The following is a 22282-nucleotide window of genomic DNA, read 5'->3' on the forward strand; positions in this document are numbered from 1 at the left end:
GGATTGCCCATGAAAAAAGGATGCCTGATTACACTCACAGTGGCGGGCCTGTTGATCTTCATCAGTGCCGCCCTTGGAATAGGAGCCTTCTTGCTGGCTCCCACAGCACTGTCCGTCACCATTCATGAAGCCCCTGTTGAAATCACCGTGGCTTCCGGCGACAGCCTGCACCGGGTGTCGGAGCGGCTGAAAGAAGAAGGAGTCATTCGCAGTGCCCTCTGGTTTCGGCGCAAAGGCCAAGAAGAAGGGATCGACAGGCTCATCAAGCCGGGAGCCCTGGTGATTGAGCCCGGCAGCCACATCGACGATGTCTTCGAAGCCTTAATCATCGACCGCCAGCAGCGGGAACAGGTGCGGGTTACCTTCCCCGAAGGGTTCACCCTCTACCAGATGGCCCGGCGGCTGGAAGAACGGGAGATTGTCTCGGCCGAAGATTTTCTGGAAGCCACCCGGCGGTATTATGAAGCCGGTGACTACCCCTTTGAAGCCGGCCAGCTCTACTTTCCCCTGGAAGGCTATCTGTTTCCCGATACCTACCAGTTTGAAATGGATGCCACCGCGGATGAAATTGTAGCAGTGATGGCCCGGCAGATGGAAAAAGTACTCACCCCTGAATGGCGTCAGCGGGCAGAAGAGTTGGGGTACAATACTCACCAGTTGCTGACATTGGCCTCCCTCATCGAAAAGGAAGCCTTCGGCGACCATGAACGGCCCACCATTGCCGGCGTGGTTTACAACCGGCTGGAAATCGACATGCTTCTCCAGTTCTGTTCCTCAGTGATTTACGGGCTGGATGACGGGCAGGAACTGGCCACCCGCCTGCTCTACCGGGACCTGGAAGAATCGCATCCCTTCAATACCTACAAGTACAAGGGACTTCCCCCCGGCCCCATCGCTAACCCCGGCCGGGCTTCCATTGAAGCAGCCCTTTACCCTGAAGACAATGACTATCTCTACTTTGTGGTGGGCGACGGCGGGCACAACTTCAGCCGGGAATACCGGGATCACCTTCAAAATGTGGAGGCCTACCGCAACCGAAGTGATGAGTAAGCGGGCAAAAATGAGGGTGGCCTGAACAGAAAGAGGCACCATGAAAAAAGCAGCAGCCAGCGGGTTGATGATGTCGGCAGACAACCCAGGCGTGCTGCTTTTCAACTGTTACCAGTTTAACCGCCATCCTTCCGGGTAAAAGCATACTTCCCAATAAACCGCCAAACTTTCAAGAGGGCATCTCTTCATGGCAGCCATCCCTTAAATCGTCGCATCATCCTGTAACCGCATATTCACAGCTTTTTAGCACATGCAATTTACGGCAGCTTAAAAAGTTACCCCTTTAAGGGTGCGGGGTACATATAAGATGAGCGTAGAGAGGGGTGACCGGCATGAAACAAAAACGAATGCTGATACTGCTGGTGGCAGCGGCAGCGCTGGTGATTTACCTCACTGCCTCCGACAGTCTTGTAGCGGGAATCACCCTTCTTCAGTCCGGTGACATTCAAGAGCTGGTGCGGGATTACGGCTTTCGGGGAAAGCTGCTGTTTTTTGCACTGGCTTCCATCCGTCCTTTTTTGTTCATCCCCGTCTCCGTGTTATTCATCACCGGGGGCATTGCCTTTGGCACCCTTCAGGGATCAGCCCTGGCCATCGGCGGTCTGGTAATCTCCTCCAGCCTCTGTTACTGGCTGGCCCATCGGTTCCAGTGTCTTTTTTATAAGATTGTTCATGAAAAGTACATTCGCAAGGTGCAGGAAGCCGCGGCCACCAATCTGGTGAGCAAGATCTTCTCCCTCCGTGTTTCCCCCGGCATGCCCTTCGACATTATCAGCTATGCCGCCGGCCTCACCAACATCTCTTATCGAAAATTCATCTGGGGCACCTTTTTGGGGGCCATTCCCAAAGGGCTGCTCTACACCTATCTGGCAGACAACCTGGACAACTATTTCTCTCCCCAAACCATCACCGCCTACTCCCTGCTGTTGGCCATGGCTCTGGGGCCCCACCTTTACCACTGGATTCAGAAAAAGCGCCGGCCAAAAGAAGCTGGTGCCAATGAGAGTGGCGTGCCGGTGCCGCCCTGGAAACCGCCGAATTGTTGAAGGATGGGTGTAGTTGGTTCTTCTGTAGGGGAAGGGGATAGATTGATTGTTCACGACTGCCCAGGCAGGGTGATTGCCTTTCGACAGTGTTTCAACTGAACGGATGCAAGATGACAAAAAATAAAGCACCCCTTAACATTCACAAAGAATGTTGAGGGGTGCTTTTGTTATTATGTGTATCAAAATGAGACGAATCGTAGTTTGAGTCATCAGAAAGAATCAAATAGACAGAAAAAAATGACAAAAGTGCTTGCGTTATTAAGAAAGAGGGAATATAATCATAACGAGACAACTTAAAACAATGTCTCAATATGATGCAAACAACAAAAGGGATGGAGGAAAAATGAATGACAACCATCAATAATCAAAAGAAAAAACAGGAAGATGACGTAACGGCACTTCTGCGTGGTGCCATTGAACACCGGGCCACCTGGATGGGACTGACTTATCTGGCGGCGAAAGAGGCCGGATGTGATGCAGAAAAAATAACCAGAGCGGCCATCAGAAAAACAGGCAATATTCATGGTGCCAACATTAAAAAAGCCATGGAAAACGGGGAAAGTCTGGTTGATTTCAGACACGCCTTTTTAACCACCCATGTCATTAACATTTTTGAAATGGACATCAAAGAGCTGGAGACTGAGAACTTTAAAATTGAGTTCAATTATTGCCCGCTGGTGAGTGCTTGGCAGAAGCTGGGAATGGACAACGAGACCATTGATCTTTTATGTGACATGGCAATGGACGGTGATCGCGGCATTGCAGAAGTCATCGGAGCAACCTTTGAACTGGGTGACACCATTGCGAAGGGATGTGCCACCTGCAAGCTTCATTTCTCCAAATAATGCCGGCAATCAAAACCAGGACATGATGATGATATAAAAGCTGACACAGTGTTTCTGAAACAGTTGACCAGTTGATCATGAACAAGAATGAGAGGAGCTTAAAGATGAAAAAAGTAATCAGTTTAGTGTTGATCCTTGCCTTGGTTCTCGTCAGTATGACTGGCTGTGGAAGCAGCTCAACAGATGCCGGATCGGTTAAAATTGCCATTGCAGCACCGATGACCGGAGATTTTGCAGAGTACGGCACCGGTTTTCGAAATGCGGTTGAGTTGATGGTCAATGAATGGAATGAAAACGGCGGTGTGTTAGGTCAGCAGATTGAACTGGTGATCTACGATGACAAAAATGATGGTGAAGAAGCAGCCACCATCGCAGAGCGAATTGCCTCAGATGATAACATCATGGGAGTGGTAGGACACTTTGCCAGCGGTGTCTGTATGGCGGCAACACCCACCTACCAGGAAACAGGCATCGTAAACATCTCTCCTTCTGCATCTCATCCTGACTTTACAAAAGAAGGAGATTACATTTTCAGAAATAACACCGTGATCAATGTGGAAGCTGAAGCAGCCGTGGCCATTGCAACAGAGCTTTACGGAAAAAGCAAAGTGGGCATTCTGTCAGTTCGAAACGACTGGGGTACCAGCACCGCTGAAATTACAAAGGAACTGGTGGCAGCCGCCGGTGCAGAGGTGGTGGATCATCAGGAAATTTTGGATGGCACTGTTGATTTCAGTCCAAACATTTCACGTCTTCACAATGCGGGTGCAGAAGTGATTATTGTGGCAGCCATGTATAATGTGCTGGGACCCTTTGCGTCTCAATATCAAGATGTTAACCCGGACATTCAGTTTGTAGGATTCTCAAATGCGTATAGCCGCCAGCTAATTGAACTGGCCGGTGACAGTGCAGAAGGCATTCACTTCCCCACCCAGTTTTTTGACGGTTCCACAGATCAAAACGTTGTCGCCTTTGTTGAAGCTTACAAAGAAGCGTATGGATCAACACCCAGCAGCTTGACCGCCCAGGCCTATGACAGTGCAGGCATCATCCTGACTGCCATTCAAAACGCGGGCGAATTGGATCGTGCTGCCATTCGGGATCAGGTGGCAGGGGTTGAATACAATGGGGTAACAGGATATACAACCTTTAATGAATCCAGAGATTCGGTACGGCCCTTCACGGTGGTGAAAATTCACCAGGGAGAATTTGTGGAAGCAAGATAAATTGACAGCATTAAGTGATATGTGAACTGCAGGGATGACAGGGCGGAGATGCGCCGCATCCCTGCAGTCAATGAAATTAATAAATGAAATCATTAATGGAAACCAACACCGAGGTAAGAATGTGGTGACAAAGAAGCGATGGGGTGAACGAATGGTAATGGAACAGTTGATTAACGGACTGACCATTGGAATTATCTACGCATTAATTGCTGTGGGATACTCCCTTGTTTTTGGAATTTTAAGGCTGGTGAATTTTTCCCATGGTTCCGTTTATGCTTTTGGTGCACACATGTCATTGCTCTTTATTTCCATGGAATTCGGGATTGTACCGGCGATCATTGCCAGTATGATTTTCACGGGAATGCTGGGCATTGCCATCGACAAACTTTCTCTGGAGCCCCTGCGAATGAAAGGCTCCAAACCAATTGCCGCTCTTATTACAACCATCGGCATATCCTACATCATTCAAAACATGCTGATGATTGTTTTTGGCAGTGAAACAAAGAGTTTCCCCCGGCTGTTCAACTATGGGACAGTTCGCATTTTTGGAGTGAATGTGGGAAGCACACAGATCGCCATCTTCTTCATCTCATTAGTTCTTCTGGTGGCTTTGACGGCGATTATCCATTACACAAAGGTAGGCCTGGCCATGAGAGGCGTGGAACAAAATGCCAAAGCATCATATCTAATGGGAATCAATGTCAATCGAGTGGTAACCTTCACCTTTTTTCTGGGAGGCGTTTCTGCTGCCATTGCAGGTACTTTGGTGAGCGGCTACTACCAAATGGTGTCACCGGGAATGGGATTTATGCCAGGGCTGAAAGCGTTTTCAGCAGCAGTGCTGGGCGGCATAGGAATCCTGTACGGATCCGTCATCGGCGGACTGGTGGTGGGCATTTCCGAGACATTTGCGGCAACCTATCTCGGCGGCAGTTACCGGGATGCAGTGGCTTTTATTATTCTGATACTTGTTCTTCTGGTTAGACCCAACGGTTTATTCGGAAAGAAAGGTATAAAGAAGGTGTGAATCCATGGATGACTTGAGGAGATTAATAAAAGAAAATCGCATACCGCTTTATCGGAAAATGGATCAGTACCGGCACTACATCATTGCAGGGCTGTTGCTGTTGCTGCTGGCACTGCCCTACCTGCTGAACTCCCAGTACATCATGCGCATTATTATCATGATCTGCGTCTACAGCATTCTTGGTATGTCGCTGGGACTGATTACAGGCTATACCGGGCAGACCTCCCTGGGTCACGCAGCCTTTTATGCCATCGGAGCCTACACGTCGGCGATTATTAGTGTGACCTACGGCGTCAGCTTTTTTATCACCGCTCCCATCGCGGCCTGTGTCGCTGCATTAATGGGGCTTCTACTTGGACTTCCGACGTTAAGACTCTCCGGAACGTATCTGGCGATCACCACGCTGGGATTTGCAGAAGTGGTGCGGATGATATTTCTTAACTGGGAGAGGGTCACCAATGGACCCCTGGGCATTTCCAGAATCCCGCGGCCGGTCTTTTTTGGCATTGAGCTGACGATTGCAAACAACGGCATGTATTATCTGGTGCTGGCCTTCCTTCTGCTGACCACCCTGGTCATGCATTTCATTGTCAGGTCCAAATTTGGAAGAGCGCTGACAGCCATACGGGATGATGAAGTGGCTGCGGTCATGATGGGCGTACGCACCACCTATTACAAAATCATTGCTTTTGTCGTAGGTGCTTTTTTCGCAGGTCTTGCCGGTGCTTTCTACGCACACATGATTCGATTTATCGATCCAAACACTTTCACCTTTGATACATCAATCCTGATTCTGAGCATTGTGATTTTGGGAGGAATGGGCACCATCAAGGGAATGTTTTTAGGAGCCATCCTGTTGATTAGTTTTCCTGAACTGCTGCGTTTTGTTCAGGAGTATCGTTTTGTGTTGTATGGGCTGATACTGGTGCTCATGATGCGATTCCGTCCACAGGGGCTGCTGGGTGGTCAGCAGAAAACGGATTATGCCTTTCCCAAAGGGATGAAGGTTGACAATCAATGAGGAGAAGGGCAACCGATCAGAATCCGATAAAGGAAGGTACTGACTATGGCATATCTATCCATCGATAAAATTTCAATGCATTTTGGCGGCCTGGTGGCATTGGAAGATGTCTCCATTCAGGTTGAGCCCGGCGAAATCGTCAGCATCATCGGGCCAAACGGAGCGGGGAAAACCACCCTGTTCAATGTCATTACCGGTGTGTATAAACCCACCAGTGGAAGTATTCATTTTGAAAATCAGCCAATCCACAATAAAGAGCCACAGGAAATTGTCAAAGCAGGGATCGCACGCACCTTTCAAAACATTCGTTTATGCAAAGATATGCGCGTCATCGAAAATGTGCTGTTGGGAATGCACACCCACACAGACTATCATTTTTGGGATGCGGTCTTCAGAACTAAAAAATTTAAAACCATCGAGCTTGAAAAGCACGAAGAAGCCCTGCGGATTTTGACATCCATCGGTCTTCAGGATCAAATACACAACTATGCAACGAATCTGCCCTACGGTGCCCAAAGAAGACTTGAAATATCCAGGGCCATCGCCACAAAAGCCAAAATCATCCTGCTGGATGAACCTGCGGCCGGCATGAATGCGTTTGAGACCGACGCACTGCTTGATTTCATCATGGAACTGAAAATACAAGGGTTCACCATTATCCTCATCGAACATGATATGCGGTTGGTGATGAATATTTCCGACAGAATCTATGTCATTGATCATGGCAAAAAAATTGCAGAGGGGCTTCCGAAAGACATTGCCAAAAACCCCCGAGTCATTGAAGCCTACCTTGGAAGGAAGGAAGAAAATGCTTAAAGTCACGGATATCCATACGTACTACGGAAATATTCATGCACTCAAAGGGATCACGATGGAAGTTCACCGGGGCGAGATTGTCACCCTCATTGGGAGCAATGGAGCTGGCAAGAGCACCACGCTGTCCACCATCACCGGCCTTGTGCGTTCAAAAATGGGATCCATTTTTTTCGAAGATAAAGACATTACTTCACTCAGCCCCGACCAAATTGTTAAAAAGGGAATCAGTCTCACCCCTGAAGGGCGAGAAGTGTTTCCCGCATTGACGGTGGAGGAAAACTTAAAGCTGGGCGCCTATATACGCAAAGACAAAGACGGCATACAGTCTTCTTTCGACCGGGTGTATGAGTTGTTTCCCCGTCTGCATGAGCGGAAGAAGCAGACGGCAGGAACGCTGTCCGGAGGGGAACAGCAGATGCTGGCCATCGGAAGATCCCTCATGACAGCTCCCCAGCTGCTGATGCTGGATGAACCCTCGCTGGGGCTTGCTCCGAAGCTGATTGAAACGATTTTTGAGCTCATCGTATCCATCAATCAACAGGGAACCACCATTCTGCTGGTCGAGCAGAACGCAAATATGGCCCTTTCCATTGCAAATCGCGGATATGTTTTGGAAACAGGAAAGATCATTTTGTGCGATGATGCCCGGGCGCTGCAGGAAAATGACGAAGTACGAAAAGCATACTTGGGAGATATCCTTCACTAAATCAGGAAAGGAAGAGACGTGATGAAAAAAATCATTAACCATCCCGATCATGTGGTGACGGAAATGCTGGAGGGAATTGCACTGGCACATCCGGAAGTGGTTTACTTTAAAGAGGCTGAGGTCATTGCCCGTAAAGAAAAGAGTATCAAAGTGGGTTTGGTTTCAGGTGGCGGCAGTGGGCATGAACCATCCCATGCAGGGTATGTGGGAAAAGGCATGTTGGATGCGGCAGTTGCCGGCAATGTCTTTGCATCACCATCACCAGACAGGGTGTTAAAAGGCATTCAGGAGGCTAACGGTGGAAAAGGGGTCTTACTGATCATCAAAAACTATTCCGGCGATATCATGAATTTCCAGATGGCGCAGGAACTGGCAGAAATGGAAGGCATTGAAGTGGATCATGTGGTTGTGAAAGATGATGTGGCAGTACCCGACAGCACCTACTCAACAGGACGGCGAGGAATTGCCGGGACGGTTTTTGTTCACAAGGTGGCCGGCGCCAAGGCAGAAACGGGCGCCTCCCTTCAGGAAGTGAAGCAGGTGGCAGAAAAAACCATCGCCAACATTCGCAGCATGGGCATGGCCATGTCTTCCTGTGTGCTGCCAGGAGTGGGAACACCCAGTTTTACACTGGGTGCTGATGAAATTGAAATTGGAATGGGGATCCATGGAGAGCCTGGCATTGAAAAAAGCCCGGTGCTCCCCGCCAAAGAAATCGCCAAAAAATTGGTGGAGCCCATCCTGAATGATTTTGAAAAGATGAGTGGCGAAGTGGCGGTCATGGTAAACGGACTGGGAGCCACCCCCCTCATGGAACTGTACATTCTCTTCAAAGAGGTGACTGAACTCCTGAAGCAGCATGACATATCGATCTATCGAGCCTATGTGGGTAACTTCATGACAGCCCTGGAAATGTCGGGTGCTTCGCTGACGCTGTTAAACCTGGATGAGGAACTGAAGGCGCTACTCGATGCACCTTGCCAGACGCCGGCAATGAAAGGATAGGTGATAATGATGTCATTTCAATTGAAATTGACAAATGAGCAATATCTCTTGTACCTGGAAGCATTTATGAAAAAGCTTGAAAAAGAAAAGGATTACATCACCCAACTGGATTCAGTTACCGGAGACGGTGATCACTGGGTGAATATGGACATGGGTTTTCGGAAGCTGATTGACCAAAAATCAGACCTGGAAGCAGTGACCTTTGGAGAAATGTTTAAAAAAATTGGCATGACCATCATGTCGACAGTCGGGGGATCATCCGGCGTTCTCTATGGAAGCGGTTACATTCGGGCAGCCCAGACAGTTGGCGATTTGCAGGAACTGGATGCGGCAAAGCTTGCTGACATGCTGCAGGCGTTTTTAAACGCCATCATGGAACGTGGGAAAGCCAAACCAGGTGACAAAACGATGATTGACACCCTTCATGGCGGTGTGGAGAGCATGAGACAAAAGCTGGCAGAGAATGCCGGTGATGCCGAAGTGCTGCGAGCTCTGAAAAGCGGCGCGCTGGCAGGGATGGAGTCAACCAAAGAGATGGAAGCCGCCAAGGGAAGAGCCTATTATCAAACCAACAAGGGTGTCGGAAACCTTGATCCGGGAGCGGTTACCATGTATTATCAAATTGAAGCGCTGGTAGACGTGCTGATGAGTGACCAACGCTAAATACCTGTCAGCAACAGCCAATTGAAGCCTGTTGCCCAATGGGAAGGGTGATTTAAATGAATTTAATGCTGATGCAAGATGTGATTGTGAAGTATTCGGAGGCAATTTCAACAGTTCTTGATGTTGATGTGGTGATTATTGACCGCTATTACACCAAAATAGCCTATACAACCAGAAACGTGAGTGATGCCCTTCCCATTACCAGCACCACCGTTGTCGGCGAATCCATGAACAAAGGTGAAGTCATCATTATCGAAAACAAAGAAAACTATCCCATCTGTCAGAATTGCGAAGATGCTTCTGAATGCATGATCGCAGGCATGATCTCTGTGCCCATCTTTTCGAATCATAAAATAGTGGGAGCAGTGGCACTCCTGTTCCATAAAGCGAATCAGACTGACGTTTTCAAAAATGTGGGCCCGGCAGTTCATTTTGTTGAAATCATAGCGGATCTTATCAGTTCAAAACTGTTGAATATTGAAGATATGGAACGCCTGCGACTGACCAGTTATGACCGGGAGAGCATTATTAATGCAGTTGATGATGCCATTATCTCCTTCGATGTTGCAGGGAAAGTGTCGTATTACAACAAACGGTTCACCACGGAGTTTCCAGTGGCAGGGCCGCTTGAAGGCAAGCAGTTCAGTGATATTTTTCACCACTCCCGGCTGGATGAGATCTACCGAGCGGTCTATGATGAGTTAAACTGCCCCCTCTTTTATGAGTATCAGCAAAAGGCTTTTATTGGGAGTGTGACCAAGAAAAACCGAATTGTGAACGGTATCAAACAAGGCACCATCTTCATTTTTAAAAACCTGAATGCCAACTTCATTTCACTGCGAAACTTGCTGGATCATGGTGCCGAAATCGGATTTCAACATCTTGTGGATGCGGATGATGTGTTTCAGCTGGAAATTGAAAAGGCTAAAGAAATGGCAGTCACAGATGATGATATTCTCATCGAAAGCGAACCAGGGCTGGAAGTCAACGAACTGGCACGTGCCATCCACAATTACTCGGATCGATCTGAAAAAGTTTTTAAAAAAATTGATTTTGCTCAGCTGACAATGAAAGAGATTGAAAGTACGATGCTGGAGTTTAGAGTTTACAGTGAGGGAAAAAACTTTCAGATTGGCGATTTAAATATTGCCAATGGTGGAACCGTTTTTCTCATAAACGTTCAAAGAATGCCATTGTTCATGCAATCTTTTATCCTTGAAATTGTCAAAGGAAATTCTGTGTACAGTGAATCATTTGGATTACACCGTGTTGATCTGCGGTTCATTGTGCACTCAGAGGTGCCGCTGGAGCCGTTGGTGAAAGCGGGTCATTTTTCTGAAGCCCTCTACCATCGCATATCGGGGCGAAAACTGACAATCCCTCCGTTAAGGAAAAGAAAAAAGTGCATTCGGCAAATCATACTGCACATATTTGAAGAGATGAAAAGAGTTTATGAGAATCGTGACATTCGACTGTCACCAGAAGCAGTGGAAGTGCTGGCAAATGGTCATTGGCCTCAAAATCGCATTTCAGTTGAAGCCGCCATGGAGAAGATCGTTCGCCTGGCAAATGCGAAGGTGGTAACAGAAGAACAAGTGGTGCAGCTGCTGCCAGATGAGTTTGAGCCAAAGAACGGCCGTTTCGAAACCTACCAGATGGAAGAAATTGAAAGAAAAATCATCATCGAATTACTGCAAAAAGGATATGAAAAAGAACGTATTGCCCGTGAAATGGGCATTGGAAGAGCGACGCTTTATCGAAAAATGGATAAATACGGGATTTGTGCAGAAGACCACACAGCAGAAAAAATCGTTCACTTGAAAAGACAACTTAGAACATAGGAGTTGAAAGAGATTGAGCCAAAATAGTTCTCATATGACTGACCAATCGTTAAAATTAGCTGATCGTATTGCAAATGTATTGAAACGCGAAGTTGTGCTGGCGGTTGGATGCACAGAGCCGGTGGCCATCGCATTGGCATCCTGCTATGCGACGAAACATCTGACAAGTGAACTGAAAAGGATTCATTTAAAAGTGAGCGGCAATGTTTACAAAAATGCAAAAGCAGTAGGGATACCGGGCACGGAGCAAACAGGAATCGAAATGGCCATTGCGCTGGGGGCTTCAATGGTGGAGCCGGTGTTCGATTTGAAAATACTTTCCAAGGTCACCGAAATTGAACAGAAACGAGCGCAGCTATTGATGGAGAAGGTTGACATCAAGGTTGACATATTCTATGACCAACCCAGCTTATGGATCGAAGTGGAGGCAGAAACATCCTCCGAATCTGGCCGGGCGATCATTAAAGACAGGCATGATAACCTGGTCTATCTCGAGATGAACGGAAAAACAGAAATCGATTTGCTGCAAGACCCATTAAGCTCCCTTTCGTCATTGGATCATCTGCTGGATGTGACACTGAAAAACCTGATGAACACCATTCGGGAAATGCCATTGGCAGAATTGAGTTTTTTGCTGGAAGGCATTGACTACAACATGAAAATGGCCGATTTTGGAATGCAGATGGATCGGGGTCTGAAATTTGGAAAATCATGGCAGCGTGTTATGAAAAAAGGATACGGATCAAACGATATTGGAAGTATCATTAACATGTATACAACGGCTGCATGTGATGCGCGGATGTCGGGCGTGCAGCTGCCGGTCATGACCAGCTCAGGAAGCGGTAATAATGGGCTGATTGCAGTGATTCCCATTGCAACACTGGCAGATAAAATGGGTGTGGATGATGAACAAAAAGCCAGGGCATTGGCCATCAGTCATGTGACAAACTCAAAAGTGAAGCATCATATCGGACGGCTTTCGCCTGTCTGTGGATGTGGTGTCTCGGCTGGTGCCGGAGCAGCGGCTGGAATGGCTTACCTGATGGGAGCATCCACCGAAGAAGTTGAGTACGCAGTCATCAACGTGATTTCCAGCCTGGCCGGCATGATTTGTGATGGTGGAAAAGTGGGGTGTGCGCTTAAACTATCCGCCAGCGCTTCCATGGCCTGGCAAAGTGCGCTGCTCGCTGTGGAGGGAGTCAGAATTCCGGCAGGTAACGGAATTGTCGGGGATGACATGGAGTCCACACTTAGAAACCTGGAAAGTGTCAGCATTGAAGGAATGCGCCAGGTTGACCGGGCGATTATCGGGGTAATGTAAAGTCCGGCAGATGAAAGTAATCAGCTACTGGGAGGTCGGCGACATGCAAGGTGCTCAAGCAAGTAAACAAATTGATCAATTATCGGAAATGATAGGAAAAACCCCCCTGCTTAAAATATTCTACCGCCTTCGTGGCGAGGTGTACTCACTTTACGCCAAGGCGGAGCACTATAATTTAACAGGCAGCATCAAAGACCGAATGGCACTTCATATCATCAGGAAGGCTTATGAAGAAGGCACCCTTAACCCTGGTGACATGATTATTGAAGCCACCAGTGGAAATACGGGCATTTCATTCTCTGCCATTGGAAGAGCGCTGGGTCACCCCGTTATGATCTTTATGCCAGACTGGATGAGTCATGAAAGAATGAATCTTATTCGAAGCTTTGGGGCCGAAATCTCTTTGGTAAGCAGCGAAGAAGGTGGTTTTTTGGGGAGCATTCAAATGGCAGCAGATAAAGCATTGGAGCTGCGGAGCGCTTTTTTGCCGAGACAGTTCTCCAACGAAAACAACTGCAATGCACACTTTCTGTCCACCGGCCCGGAGATTGCCCAACAGACTCAGTGGCTCAATGCCCGTCTCCAGGCTTTTGTAGCGGGAGTCGGAACCGGGGGCACCGTCATGGGGATAGGAAAATTCTTAAAAGGGCATGACCCCAAGGTGCAGGTGCATCCCCTGGAGCCGTTGAACTCACCAACCTTATCAACCGGGCACAAGGTTGGCAAGCACCGTATTCAGGGCATTTCCGACGAGTTTATTCCAGATATTGTCCGGTTGGATCAACTGGATGAAATCATCAGCGTTGACGATGGTGATGCCATTATCATGGCCCAGAAAATGGCAAAAGACCTGGGGTTGGGGGTTGGGATCTCTTCAGGTGCAAATGTGCTGGGTGCCATCAGTGTGCAGCAACAATATCAAAGCAAGCAATGTGTGGTGACTGTTTTGTCTGATGATAATAAAAAATACCTCAGCACCGATCTGATGAAACCGGAGCCCGCCAAGGAAGGGTTTTTGGCGCCGGAAGTTGAACTGCTGGATTATCAAGTCTGCCGGTGATCCTGAGTGATAAAAAGAACCTGCCTTCTCGCAGCCGCCTGACTGACAGGGAAGGGTGGTTGCCAGAAGGCAGGTTCTTTTGATATACTGAATAAGGCAATGTGAATCAGTAACGAAGTCCGTCATTTTCATAAGAGGACCATCAATTGCCATTAGATGACAATTTCATGATCTTTTCAGGTGCTCCCACGGGAGCCAAACGGGAAAGGGGTGAAAATCCCCTGCAGCCCCCGCTACTGTCAATGCAGATGAAAACGGCATCATACCCACTGAAACCGACGGGTGATCACCCCCATGATCATACTCACTGTTTTGGGAAGGGGCCGTGAGTAAGAGGAAGCATGAGCCAGGAGACCGGCCTGAATACACCTGCTCACGCTTCGGAGGGAAGCACCTGAGGGATGGCGCGGCCAACGAATCATTGGCCACCGGAACCCATACACCGGCACACCGCACCGAGTCCTTGAGGACCCGGTGTTTTTTTATTGAGAGGAGAATGAATCCATGAATGAACAAGCCAACACTGTCGCCAAAGAAAAAAGAGGCCTGCTGATTTTAGCCCATGGCAGCAAAGTGAAAGAAACAGACGAAACCGTGAAACGGCTGGCAGAAGCAGTGAAAGTGCAAATCGCCGATACTTTCGATGCCGTGGGGTATGGGTTTCTTCAAATGGCCAATCCCACCATGGCAGAAGCCGCCCGGCAGCTGGCCGAAGCCGGCGTCACCCACGTTCACATCGCTCCCTTCTTTCTGTTTCGGGGCAACCACCTGCGGGAAGATATTCCAGAAGAACTGGAAAATCTCAAAAAAGAGTACCCTCACTTGAACTTCACCATGGGCGGCTCCATTGGCGATCACCCCGCCATGACCCGGGTGCTGCTGGATCAAATCGAGAAAGATCTCAGTGCCTAAAGGCTTGCTTTCCTGAAAAGCACATGTGACAATGAAATGAGTTGCATAAGCGTTGCAGATGATTGGATCAGTGAAGCCTGACATTTCAGAGATGTGATGTGTCACATCATCAGGAGGCGATTTCATGGCAAGCACTCCCGGATTTGTTCTCGCCGGCACCCACAGCGGTGTGGGCAAAACCACCCTCACCCTGGCCCTGCTCCAGGCCCTGAAAAACCTCAACTTGCCCATCCAGTCCTGCAAAGTGGGGCCGGATTTCATCGACCCCCGGTTCCATGAAGCCGTCACTGGTACCCCCGCCTACAACCTGGATGCCTGCCTGCTGGGGGATGACACCATGGTGAACCTCTACGGGGAAACCCGCCTGCCTGGTCACCTGACTTTGGTGGAAGGCGTCATGGGCCTCTTCGACGGCCGGGGCACCCGCCACGAAGGCAGCAGCACCGCCTGGGTGGCCCGGTGCCTTGGTCTTCCTGTGGTGCTGGTCATCGACGGTGGCGGTCTTTCCACCAGTGCCGCTGCCCTGGTGAAAGGGTACCGGGACTACGACCCCGCCGTGAAGCTGGCGGGGGTGATTGTGAACCGCATCAGCGGTGAAAAACATTACCGGCTCATTCAGGAAGCCGTGGAACGGGACACGGGGATTCCCTGCCTGGGGTGGATGCCCCGGGAAGCTTCGTTCCATTTGGAAAGCCGTCATCTGGGCCTGGTTCCCGCCATTGAGGTGGAAGCCCTGCGCCAGCAGATTCAGGCCATGGCCCAGGCGGCGGCCGCTCATATTGAGCTGCACCGCCTTCCCGGTGTGGCCCAGTATGTGGATACCGCCCCTTCCGCCCCTTCGGGTGAACCTGTACCGCCCCCGTCACCCATCAACCGGTTCAGCCACGGGTTGCAGCATTTCCCTGCTCCCTCCCATACCGTGGGAGTGGCCTACGATGCCGCCTTCCACTTTTATTACCAGAGCAATCTGGACTGGCTGCGCCATCAGGGGTGCCGCTTAATCCCCGTCAGCCCCCTGAAAGATACAGCCCTCCCCGCAGATCTTGACGCCCTGTACCTGGGGGGCGGTTTTCCCGAAATGTTTGGCGAAGAACTGGAAGCCAACACTTCCTTCCGAGAGTCCCTGCACCGCCGGGTGGCCGAAGGTCTTCCTGTCTATGCCGAATGCGGCGGGTTTCAGTACCTGTGCCGCCATCTCACCGATCTGGACGGCCGCACCTGGCAGATGACCGGCGTGTTTCAGGCTGCCAGCCGCATGACCGGCCGGTTACAGCATTTTGGCTATTGCCGGGTCACCTCCCTGCCAGGCCAGCCCTACTTTCCCCCGGGCATCACCACCTGGGGCCATGAATTTCACCGGGGAGTGGTGGAGGAACTTTCTCAGACGTATCAATCAGAGAAGACAACATCCATCAATGGCAGTGGCGCAGGGAGCATTTCTGGTGAGGTCACCGCCCCGGTGCTGGCCATGGAAAAACCCACTGACCCGGGAAGTGCCGCCGCCAGAAACACTGGCACTGGAAGCACCGCTGCCGAAAACACCGCCGCTGAAAATACTGCCGCCCCTGGCTGGACCTGCGGCATGACCGTGAAGAACACCTTTGGCGGTTTTCCCCATATTTTTTTCCACACCAACCCTGATTTTGGCACGGCCTGGTTAAAAAAGATGAAATAGAGAGGAAGAAACCGCCATGATCTCCAAAGCTGCCACTGCCAATGAGGGCAACGACCCTCTGGCCCATACAGCCCCCCATCCATCCACCCCCCGGCGAGACTTTACCCTGCTCCCCGTTTCACCGGAAAGCACCCTGGTCATTGCCTGTGATTCCTGTGGCGGTGTGGGAGATAAGCCGGAAGACCTGGTGCCTGTTTCCCCTGAGATTACGGGAAAATTCACCTGCCGGGTGGCGGCCATGGAGGTGATGTCCACCGGGGCGACTCCCTGCCTGGTGATTGACACCCTGGCAGTGGAATGGGAACCCACCGGCCGACGGATCATGGCAGGCATTGAAGCCTTTCTTGAAGAAGCCGGCATTCCCCTTACTCCCCTCAACGGCAGTACCGAAGAAAACTTTCCCATGAAGCAAACAGGCATGGGCATCACCGTCATCGGCCAGGTACACCCCCGGGAGCTGCGCAGCGGCGTGGCCGTACCCGGACAGCTGCTGGTGGCCGCCGGCATCCCCAAAGTGGGCAAGGAAATTCAGCACCCCTTTGACCCGGAAATCCTCTCCATTCAGGATTTTATCACCCTCCGCCGCCACCCTGGCGTGGCGGATCTCATTCCCGTGGGCTCCAAAGGCATCCAGGCAGAAGCCTGGCTGCTGGCCGCCCTCAACGGTCTGAGCCTTGAGTGGCAAACCGACTGCCTCCTGCCCCTGGCAAAAACCGCCGGTCCCGCCACCTGCGCTGTGGCTGCCATGACCCCCGAAGCCTTTGCAGCGCTAAAGGAGACCATCACCACCCCCCTCACTGTCATCGCTGCCCTGGTATAAGGCGAGAATAAGGCGGCATAAGGTTCTCCTACTTCTTTTACCCAGATGATTTTTGCGATCATCACTCTTGATGTTGCTACAGTATTGCTGACGGTTTTGTCCTGCAGATCAGAAAGGAACACGCCCATGAAGCCCTTTCCGCCCCTTCTCCAACATCCCATCACCGCCCGTTGCCCCGGCTCCTGCGGTGAATTTTTGCAGGGATGGCTGGACGGCAGCGAAAAACTCATTTCCTATGCCATCGACTGTTACAGTCAGGTCACCCTGACACCAGTTCCCGCCGCCGACGCCCACGCAGCCTTCCGCCGGGACCATCCCCGGGCCTGGGAGCTGACCCGGGCCATTGTGGAAAACTATTTGGGAGCAGACGCCGATCAGACCCTTCCCATCACCCTCACCCTGGAATCCCAGCTGCCCCGGGCCAAGGGAATGGCCAGCTCAACCGCCGACCTGGCAGCCACAGCGGCAGCGCTGCTCACCTGGCTCAACCAGCCCTTCGACGGCGAAATCCTCACCCGCCTCTGCACCCAGTTGGAGCCCACCGACAGCATTATCCATTCCCGGCTGGCCCTCATGGACCCCCTCACCGGGGAAGTCATTCGCTCATATCAACAACTGCCGCCCCTGCAGGTGCTGGTACTGGAGGGCCTGGACGCCGTGGAAACCGCTGGCTTCCGTCGGGAAAATCACGCCCTGCGCCGGGAAGCACAACAGCGGGAACTGGCAGAAGCCCTGAAGTACTTTGAAGAAGCCCTGGCCCTGGGAGATATGGAAGCCCTGGCCGCCGCCTGCTGGATCAGCGCCCGGGCCAACCAGATGTTCTACCCCCTGCCCGGGTTGGAGACCCTCCACCACCTGGCCCTGCGCCATGGTGCCTGGGGGCTGAACATCGCTCACAGCGGCAGTACCGTGGCCCTCCTCCACGACCCCCGCCGGTTCCGGTTTCAGGCCTTTTTGGATGACTGGCACCGGGAACCTGCCGCCACCCGCTATTTTCCTCCCCGCCGCCACCGGTTGATACCCGGAGGCGTGACGGTAACCGAAAGGAAGGAATCCCCATGACCTCCAAACCACCCACCCTTGACCATGCTATTGAATGGCGCCCCGCTGCCATCGAAACCGACAGCTTCACCATTATCCGCCGGGAACTGGAAACCCTCACCGGCCACCCCCCCGCCCCTGAAACCGAAGACCTGCTCTTGCGGGTGATTCATACCACCGCCGATTTTGAACTGCGGGACCAGTTGAAGGTGGACCCCCGCATCCATGAGGCCCTGCCCCGGCTGTTGGCCCCGGGCACGGTGATCTACACCGATACCCGCATGGTCCAGTCCGGCATCAACCGAAAGGCACTGGAAACCCTGAACCTCTCCACCCGATGCCTGGTGGATGATCCCCAGGTGGCAGCCGACGCTGCCGCCCAGGGTCGTACCCGCTCTGCCCTGGGAGTGGAAGCCGCCGTCAAAGACCCTCAGATAAGCGTCTTTGTCTTCGGCAATGCCCCCACCGCCCTGTTTCGCCTCTGCCAGCTCATGGATGAAGGCCTGGCCGCCCCCGCCCTGGTGATTGGCGTGCCGGTGGGCTTTGTGGGAGCGGCAGAATCCAAAGTCCATCTGCTCCGGTACGATGTACCCCAGATCACCCTTCAGGGACGCAAGGGAGGCAGCAACGTGGCCGCCGCCATTGTCAATGCCCTGCTGTATCGGCTGACGGGGCGCACCCACCCATGAGTCGCCCTAAAAACCCTGCCTACCTGCGAAAGGGCTACACCACCGGGGCCTGTGCCGCTGCCGCCGCCGCAGGTGCCGCCGCCATGCTTCGAGACCAACAGTGCTATGATTCCTGGACACTGGAACTTCAGGGAAAACCCCATACATTCCGTCTGGAAGATCCCCAGGTGCATCCCCAATGGGCCGCCTGCCGGGTGGTGAAGGACGCCGGCGATGATCCGGATATCACCAACGGTGTCAGCGTTCATGCCCGTGTCGCCCTGGAAGCCCAGAACCCCCAGAACCCCCAGAACCTCCAGAACCCCCAGGAAGCCGAGAAAACCCCGGGAATACCTGAAATTATCCTGGTGGCGGGAGAAGGGGTGGGCACTGTCACCCGCCCCGGCCTTCCCGTACCGGTGGGGCAGCCGGCCATCAATGACGCCCCCCGGCAGATGATCCTCGCCAATGTGAAACAGGTACTGGAAGATCACACCGCTCCCCAGGGCCGCCTTATTTCAGACACCCACCACCGGTATACCGTCACCATCAGCATTCCCGGCGGAGAGGCACTGGCAAAGCGCACCTACAACCCCAAGCTGGGTGTGGTGGGCGGGCTTTCCATTCTGGGTACCACCGGCATTGTGGAGCCCATGTCACAGGAAGCCTGGGTACGCACGCTGGAGCTGGAGTGCCGTATGCTGGCAGCAGCCGGCCATCACCGCTGGCTGGTGGTGCCCGGCAGCCACGGCCAGGCATTTCTCAGAGATCAGCTGATGATTCACCCCGCCACCGACCCTTCACCGGTGATCCGCATGGGCAATTTCCCTGGCACCCTCTTTGACGAAGCCGCCACCCTTGGGGTGAAAGAAGTGCTGCTGGTGGGCCATGTGGCCAAACTGGTGAAAATCGCCGGCGGCATTTTTCATCTCCACAGCCGTGTGGCCGACGCCCGGCGGGAAATCCTGGCCGCCAACCTGCTTCTCTATGGTGCCGGTACCAGCCTGATGAAACAGGTGATGCACAGCAACACTGCCGAAGAAGCCGCCGGCATCATTCAGGCAGCGGGGGAGAAGGCTTTTTTCGATTTTCTGGCCCACCGCATTTCCCAGGCAGCGGCAGAGCGCACCGATGATCAGGTACAGGTGGGTACCATTCTTTTCTCCTATGAAAACGGCTTGCTGGGTAGGTGCCCCCAGGGCCGCCGGCAACAGGAACAGTGGAAGAGACAGGAGGACGCCCCATGACCAACAACAGCGGACAAGACGCCCCCTTGTCTACGCCGCCCCCCCTTCAAGTGGTGGGCATGGGCCCCGGACATCCCCGGTATTTACTCCCCGAAGCCCGGGAGATCATCGAAAACTGCCAGGTACTGGCAGGGGCTCCCCGGCTTCTGGCCCCTTACGAAAAAGGCCCCTGGGAACTGATGCCCATGAAAGGGCCAGTGACCGATTTTCTAAAGCAGGTGGAAGACCGACGCCAGGCACCCGATACCCCCGCCGTGGCAGTGCTGGTTTCCGGCGACCCCGGATTCCACAGCCTGCTGCCCCGCCTCACCAGCCATTTTGGGCCGGAAAAGCTGCGGGTGGTCCCCGGCATCAGCTCCCTGCAGCTCTTTTGCAGCCGTCTGAGACTTCCCTGGAGTGACGGGCGGTGCCTCAGTCTTCACGGGCGCCAGACAGACTGGCAGACAGCCCTCCGCCAGCACCCTTTTATCTGCCTTCTCACCGACCCCCAGCAGGGGCCGGAGCAACTGGCGGCAGCCCTTCAGAAGATGACCTCATGGGCTTCATCCGATTCATGCGATTCATCCGATTCATGCGATTCATCCGTTTCATCCGTTTCTTCCGATTCACCGGCGGCTCAGCTAAGTGGCCAAAAGGTGATGATGGCCGTGGGTCAGCGTCTTTCCTATGATGATGAACGTATTCTCCTGGGCTCGCCGGCAGTCATCGCCGGCAGCGGCCCTTACTCTCTCAATGTGGTGGTGATTTCCTGTGACCAAGCCGTTATCCGACACCTGCAACACCTGCCCTGGTACCGAAGCAACCCCTGACCAGACTTCCCGTCAGCCCTTCGTGCACAAGCCTCAAGAGGTGAATGCCCGGAGCGCTGAAGTGAATCCCCTGAGTTCCGGGATGAACTCTTTGGCCTGTGTCAGCCCCGGCATCCCCGACAGCGCTTTTCTTCGGGGCGACGTGCCCATGACCAAGGAAGAAATCCGATGGTTAATACTGGCCCGGCTCCAGCTGGCTCCCGGCCTTGTCACCGCCGATATCGGCTGCGGTTCCGGCTCCGTCACCGTTGAAATGGCCCGCATGACAGCTCCAGGGCAGGTCTATGCCATGGATGTGAACCAAGAAGCCGTTGACCTCACCCGCCAGAACCTGGCCCATTTTCATTGCACCAATGTCACCCTGTATCAGGGAAAAGGCGAAGACCTGCTGCCTTCTCTGCCGCCCCTTGACCGGCTTTTCATCGGCGGCTCCGGCGGCGGACTGCCTCTTTTGCTGAAGGAAGGTCTGGCCAAACTGAAGCCCGGCGGACGCATGGTGCTCACTGCTGTTACCATTGAAACCCTTGCCACTGCCACCACCTGGACGAAAGAGCAAGTGGCGGCAGGCACCCTGACCCACGTGGCCACCGTCCAGGTGGGCGTCACCCGTTATGTGGAGCGGGGAAAAACCACCATGATGGCAGCGGGAAACCCGGTGTACCTCATCACCCTGGAAAAACCCGCCCAACAGCCAACATCCCACACCCACAACCACACCAGCGCCCATGCCCATTCCATTTCTCCCACCCGCCCCACCCTCACCGGCATCGGCGTGGGCCCCGGCGACAGCGACCTGATGACAGCCAAAGGCATCAAAGCCCTTCAGGAAGCATCCGTGGTCTTTTACCCCGTCACCCGGGAAGGAGAAGAAAGTGCCGCCCTGAACATCGTGGGCCCCTGGCTTTCCCCCCACACCCAGTGCCGCCCCCTGCTCTTTGCCATGCACCGGGAAGACCAACAGCGGCAAGCCCAGCGACAACAGCGGAGTGAAGAGATCATGGCAGTGCTGGCAAGCGGCCGGTCCGCGGTGATGCTCACCCTGGGAGACGCCCTCCTTTACAGCACCTACAGCTACGTGATGCAGCAGGTGCAAGCGGCCGGTTACCCGGTGGTCACCATTCCCGGCATCAGCGCCGCTTCCGCCGCCGCCGCCCGGCTGAACCAAACCCTGGCAGAGGAAGACCAGCCCCTCAGCTGGATCCCTGGCACCGCCGGGCGGGAAGACATGGGCCCCCTGCTGGACCAGCTTCCCGGCAACGTGGTGATCTATAAGCTCTCCGCCTGCCAGGAATCCCTGGCCCGGTGGATGGAAAACCAGCATCCCCAGCCCCTGCTGCGAGTGGTGAGCCATCTGGGAGAAGACCGGGAAGAAATTCACGAAGGCCCCCAGTGCCTGCGGGAAGATAAACTCCCCTATTTATCATTGGGCATTCTCATCAGATCCCCCCGATCATAATGGTGGCGGATCAAGTAAATGGTAGAT

Annotated in this window: 21 protein-coding genes and 1 riboswitch; all 21 genes read left to right on the plus strand. The window is 52.8% G+C overall.

What is annotated here, in order from left to right:
- Nucleotides 1-9 precede the first annotated feature (9 nt).
- The 21 genes from mltG (at nt 10) to cobI (ending at nt 22255) form a co-directional block, all read left to right on the plus strand.
- Nucleotides 10-1050 (plus strand): endolytic transglycosylase MltG, encoded by a 1041-nt coding sequence (gene mltG / locus QOL74_RS09400; RefSeq protein ID WP_283409215.1) that lies wholly within the window; start codon nt 10-12, stop codon nt 1048-1050.
- A gap of 332 nt (nt 1051-1382) precedes the next feature.
- On the plus strand, nt 1383-2096 hold the full coding sequence (locus QOL74_RS09405) for a TVP38/TMEM64 family protein (protein WP_283409216.1): 714 nt from the start codon (nt 1383-1385) through the stop codon (nt 2094-2096).
- Between the two features lie 347 nt (nt 2097-2443).
- A complete protein-coding gene (locus tag QOL74_RS09410) occupies nt 2444-2941 on the plus strand; it encodes an L-2-amino-thiazoline-4-carboxylic acid hydrolase (protein WP_283409217.1) in 498 nt (165 codons plus the stop codon).
- Nucleotides 2942-3045: 104 nt separating this feature from the next.
- Complete coding sequence (locus QOL74_RS09415; RefSeq protein WP_283409218.1) at nt 3046-4167, plus strand: ABC transporter substrate-binding protein; 1122 nt, start codon at nt 3046-3048, stop codon at nt 4165-4167.
- A 124-nt stretch (nt 4168-4291) separates the two neighbouring features.
- Nucleotides 4292-5194 (plus strand): branched-chain amino acid ABC transporter permease, encoded by a 903-nt coding sequence (locus tag QOL74_RS09420; RefSeq protein ID WP_346771739.1) that lies wholly within the window; start codon nt 4292-4294, stop codon nt 5192-5194.
- A gap of 4 nt (nt 5195-5198) precedes the next feature.
- Nucleotides 5199-6215: a branched-chain amino acid ABC transporter permease gene (locus tag QOL74_RS09425; RefSeq protein ID WP_283409219.1), complete on the plus strand. Its 1017-nt coding sequence runs from the start codon at nt 5199-5201 to the stop codon at nt 6213-6215.
- A 45-nt stretch (nt 6216-6260) separates the two neighbouring features.
- Entirely contained in the window at nt 6261-7031 is a 771-nt protein-coding gene (locus tag QOL74_RS09430) for an ABC transporter ATP-binding protein (protein WP_283409220.1), read from the plus strand.
- On the plus strand, nt 7024-7737 hold the full coding sequence (locus QOL74_RS09435) for an ABC transporter ATP-binding protein (RefSeq protein ID WP_283409221.1): 714 nt from the start codon (nt 7024-7026) through the stop codon (nt 7735-7737). The genes QOL74_RS09430 and QOL74_RS09435 overlap by 8 nt, the downstream gene beginning before the upstream one ends.
- Nucleotides 7738-7758: 21 nt before the next feature.
- A complete protein-coding gene (gene dhaK / locus QOL74_RS09440) occupies nt 7759-8742 on the plus strand; it encodes a dihydroxyacetone kinase subunit DhaK (RefSeq protein ID WP_283409222.1) in 984 nt (327 codons plus the stop codon).
- Between the two features lie 6 nt (nt 8743-8748).
- Nucleotides 8749-9405, plus strand: coding sequence for a dihydroxyacetone kinase subunit DhaL (dhaL, locus tag QOL74_RS09445; protein ID WP_283409223.1), 657 nt, complete (start codon nt 8749-8751; stop codon nt 9403-9405).
- Nucleotides 9406-9461: 56 nt separating this feature from the next.
- Nucleotides 9462-11246 (plus strand): sigma 54-interacting transcriptional regulator, encoded by a 1785-nt coding sequence (locus tag QOL74_RS09450; protein ID WP_283409224.1) that lies wholly within the window; start codon nt 9462-9464, stop codon nt 11244-11246.
- Between the two features lie 13 nt (nt 11247-11259).
- Nucleotides 11260-12567: an L-cysteine desulfidase family protein gene (locus tag QOL74_RS09455; protein ID WP_283409225.1), complete on the plus strand. Its 1308-nt coding sequence runs from the start codon at nt 11260-11262 to the stop codon at nt 12565-12567.
- Between the two features lie 43 nt (nt 12568-12610).
- Nucleotides 12611-13627 (plus strand): PLP-dependent cysteine synthase family protein, encoded by a 1017-nt coding sequence (locus QOL74_RS09460; RefSeq protein ID WP_283409226.1) that lies wholly within the window; start codon nt 12611-12613, stop codon nt 13625-13627.
- A 161-nt stretch (nt 13628-13788) separates the two neighbouring features.
- Nucleotides 13789-14004, plus strand: a riboswitch (cobalamin riboswitch).
- A gap of 127 nt (nt 14005-14131) precedes the next feature.
- The gene (locus QOL74_RS09465) at nt 14132-14539 is read left to right on the plus strand and encodes a sirohydrochlorin chelatase (protein ID WP_283409227.1); all 408 of its coding nucleotides are present in this window, start codon (nt 14132-14134) and stop codon (nt 14537-14539) included.
- 124 nt (nt 14540-14663) lie between these two features.
- Nucleotides 14664-16214: a cobyrinic acid a,c-diamide synthase CobB gene (locus QOL74_RS09470; protein WP_283409228.1), complete on the plus strand. Its 1551-nt coding sequence runs from the start codon at nt 14664-14666 to the stop codon at nt 16212-16214.
- Between the two features lie 16 nt (nt 16215-16230).
- Entirely contained in the window at nt 16231-17034 is an 804-nt protein-coding gene (locus QOL74_RS09475) for an AIR synthase related protein (protein WP_283409229.1), read from the plus strand.
- Nucleotides 17035-17160: 126 nt separating this feature from the next.
- Complete coding sequence (locus tag QOL74_RS09480) at nt 17161-18096, plus strand: GHMP family kinase ATP-binding protein (RefSeq protein WP_283409230.1); 936 nt, start codon at nt 17161-17163, stop codon at nt 18094-18096.
- Nucleotides 18093-18764, plus strand: a complete 672-nt coding sequence (locus tag QOL74_RS09485; RefSeq protein ID WP_283409231.1) for a precorrin-8X methylmutase — start codon at nt 18093-18095, stop codon at nt 18762-18764. The genes QOL74_RS09480 and QOL74_RS09485 overlap by 4 nt, the downstream gene beginning before the upstream one ends.
- Nucleotides 18761-19990 (plus strand): cobalt-precorrin-5B (C(1))-methyltransferase CbiD, encoded by a 1230-nt coding sequence (cbiD, locus tag QOL74_RS09490; RefSeq protein WP_283409232.1) that lies wholly within the window; start codon nt 18761-18763, stop codon nt 19988-19990. Before QOL74_RS09485 ends, cbiD begins: the two co-directional genes overlap by 4 nt.
- Nucleotides 19987-20799 carry a precorrin-6y C5,15-methyltransferase (decarboxylating) subunit CbiE gene (cbiE, locus tag QOL74_RS09495; RefSeq protein WP_283409233.1) on the plus strand — a complete coding sequence of 271 codons (813 nt, stop codon included), beginning with the start codon at nt 19987-19989 and terminating at the stop codon, nt 20797-20799. The genes cbiD and cbiE overlap by 4 nt, the downstream gene beginning before the upstream one ends.
- A complete protein-coding gene (gene cobI, locus QOL74_RS09500; protein ID WP_283409234.1) occupies nt 20741-22255 on the plus strand; it encodes a precorrin-2 C(20)-methyltransferase in 1515 nt (504 codons plus the stop codon). The genes cbiE and cobI overlap by 59 nt, the downstream gene beginning before the upstream one ends.
- Nucleotides 22256-22282 lie beyond the last annotated feature (27 nt).

Source organism: Anoxynatronum buryatiense (assembly GCF_900182905.1).
In the GTDB taxonomy this organism is placed as follows: domain Bacteria; phylum Bacillota; class Clostridia; order Peptostreptococcales; family Tindalliaceae; genus Anoxynatronum; species Anoxynatronum buryatiense.